Origin of the sequence: Geopseudomonas aromaticivorans, assembly GCF_019097855.1 — a bacterium.
Taxonomy (GTDB): Bacteria; Pseudomonadota; Gammaproteobacteria; order Pseudomonadales; family Pseudomonadaceae; genus Geopseudomonas; species Geopseudomonas aromaticivorans.
Genome location: NZ_JAHRGL010000042.1, coordinates 1 through 2,620, shown reverse-complemented (window position 1 = coordinate 2,620; position 2,620 = coordinate 1). Strand labels below are relative to the sequence as shown.

2 protein-coding genes are annotated in these 2,620 nt (G+C 65.2%); both read left to right on the top strand.

Annotated features, from left to right (window positions below; translation table 11 throughout):
- Window positions 1-204: 204 nt before the first annotated feature.
- On the top strand, window positions 205-1,719 hold the full coding sequence (gene istA, locus KRX52_RS14520; protein WP_217682442.1) for an IS21 family transposase: 1,515 nt from the start codon (window positions 205-207) through the stop codon (window positions 1,717-1,719).
- 17 nt (window positions 1,720-1,736) lie between these two features.
- Entirely contained in the window at window positions 1,737-2,492 is a 756-nt protein-coding gene (istB, locus tag KRX52_RS14515; RefSeq protein ID WP_217682441.1) for an IS21-like element helper ATPase IstB, read from the top strand.
- The last annotated feature ends 128 nt before the right edge of the window (window positions 2,493-2,620 follow it).

Below are 2,620 nucleotides of genomic sequence, written 5' to 3'. Positions count from 1 at the left end.
TGCGGATTCCACGGTCATCTGGCCACCCATTCCATGAGCATCTGGCCACCGATTCCACGGTGATCCGGCCACCCATTCCACGCGCATCCGGCCACTGATTCCACGGCCATCCGGCCACCCTCCCGGGCAGGCAGCAACGCAGGATTTCTTCACTACCATCGATCTCTTTTTCGAAGCAGAGAGGTCGTCGTGGAGCGTTTATCCATGCGTAAGATTCGCGAAGTACTACGTCTCAAATTCGAGGTCGGCCTATCAGCTCGGCAGATTGCGGTCAGCGTGCAGGTCGGTCGTGTCACCGTCGGCGACTACCTCAACCGTTTTGCCGCCAGTGGCCTCAGCTGGCCCTGTTCGTTGTCGGATGCCGAGCTGGAGCAGCAGCTGTTCCCACCAGCGCCGGTGGTGTCCAGCGAGCAGCGGCCACTACCCGATTGGGCATGGGTGCATGCCGAGCTGCGTCGCCCCGGCGTAACCCTGGCGCTGCTCTGGCAGGAGTACCGCCTGAGCCAGCCGCAGGGCTTCCAGTACAGCTGGTTCTGCGAACACTATCGAGCCTGGCAGGGCAAACTGGACGTGGTGATGCGCCAGGAGCACCGCGTCGGCGAGAAGCTGTTCGTCGACTACGCCGGCCAGACGGTACCGGTGATCGACCGTCACAGCGGCGAGATCCGCCAGGCGCAGGTGTTCGTCGCGGTGCTCGGCGCGTCCAGCTACACCTTCGCCGAAGCCACCTGGTCGCAGCAGTTGCCGGACTGGCTGGGTTCTCACGCCCGTTGCTTCGCCTTCCTCGGCGGCGTGCCCGAGATCGTGGTGCCGGACAACCTGCGCAGCGCGGTGAGCAAGGCCCATCGCTACGAGCCGGATATCAACCCGAGTTACCGCGATCTGGCCGAGCACTATGGCGTGGCGGTGGTGCCGGCGCGGGCACGTAAACCGCGCGACAAGGCCAAGGCCGAAGTCGGCGTGCAGGTGGTCGAGCGCTGGATCCTCGCCGCGCTGAGGAATCGGCAGTTCTTCTCCCTGGATGAACTCAACAGCGCCATCTCCGTGTTGCTGGAGCGGCTCAACCGACGACCGTTTCGCAAGCTGCCGGGTTCCCGGCAGTCGGCCTTCGAGGCCTTGGATCGGCCGGCGCTACGCTCGCTGCCGGAGCAGCCCTACGTCTATGCCGAGTGGAAGAAGGTGCGGGTGCACATCGACTACCACGTCGAAGTCGATGGGCATTACTACTCAGTGCCGTACCAACTGGTGAAGAAGCAACTGGAGGTACGGCTGACGGCGCGCACCGTCGAGTGCTTCCACGCCAACCAGCGGGTGGCCAGCCACCTGCGCTCGTTGCACAAAGGCCGGCACAGCACGCAGACCGAGCATATGCCCAAGAGCCATCGCGAGCACGCCGAATGGACGCCGCAACGGCTGATCCGCTGGGCCGAACAGACCGGGCCGAATACCGCCGGCGTGATCAGCCACATCCTCGAACGCCGCATTCATCCGACTCACGGTTACCGGGCCTGCCTGGGCATCCTTCGCCTGGGTAAAACCCACGGTGAGGCGCGTCTGGAGTTGGCCTGCCGTCGCGCCATCAATCTCGGCGCGTGCAGCTACAAGAGCCTCGAATCGATCCTGCGCCAGGGTCTGGAAAACCTGCCCTTGGCTCAAGCCAACCTGCCTCTGCTACCGGACGACCACGCCAACCTGCGTGGCCCTGGCTACTACCACTGACCCCAAGGAAGCCCACCATGCTGCCCCATCCGACCCTGGACAAGCTCCAGACCCTGCGCCTGCACGGCATGCTCAAGGCGCTGAACGAGCAACTGAAGACCGCCGACATCGACAGCCTGAGCTTCGAGGAACGCCTCGGCCTGCTGGTCGACCGCGAACTGACCGAACGCGACGACAAGCGCCTGAGCAGCCGCCTGCGCCAGGCCAGACTTCGCCACAACGCCTGCCTCGAAGACCTCGACTACCGCAGCCCGCGCGGACTCGACAAGGCGCTGATCCTCCAGCTGAGCAGTGGCCAGTGGCTGCGCGATGGCCTCAACCTGATCATCGGCGGCCCCACCGGCGTCGGCAAAACCTGGCTGGCCTGCGCCCTGGCCCACCAGGCCTGCCGAGATGGCTACAGCGTGCGCTACCTGCGCTTGCCGCGCCTGCTGGAAGAGTTGGGCCTGGCCCATGGCGACGGGCGCTTCGCCAAGCTGATGAGCAGCTACGCCAAAACCGACCTGCTGATCCTCGATGACTGGGGCCTGGCCCCGTTCACCGCCGAACAACGGCGCGACATGCTGGAGCTGCTGGACGACCGCTACGGCCAGCGCTCGACCCTGGTGACCAGCCAGATGCCGGTGGACAACTGGCACGAACTGATCGGCGACCCGACCCTGGCCGACGCCATCCTCGACCGCCTGGTGCACAACGCCTACCGGATCAACCTCAAGGGCGAGTCGATGCGCAAACGGGCGAAGAAATTGACGACGCCGAGCACCTCGGACTAACAATGCCACCCTAGCGTCGCTGCGCTCCGACTGCCCGGCCGGATGGCCGTGGAACAGGTGGCCGGATGTGCGTGGAATGCCCGGCCGGATAAGCGTGGACTGGGTGGCCGGATGGCGTGGAATCCGCA

Bases quoted from the DNA above. Each gene is read 5' to 3' on its own strand.
- istA (WP_217682442.1), top strand. From the start codon at position 205: ATGCGTAAGATTCGCGAAGTACTACGTCTCAAATTCGAGGTCGGCCTA.
- istB (WP_217682441.1), top strand. From the start codon at position 1,737: ATGCTGCCCCATCCGACCCTGGACAAGCTCCAGACCCTGCGCCTGCAC.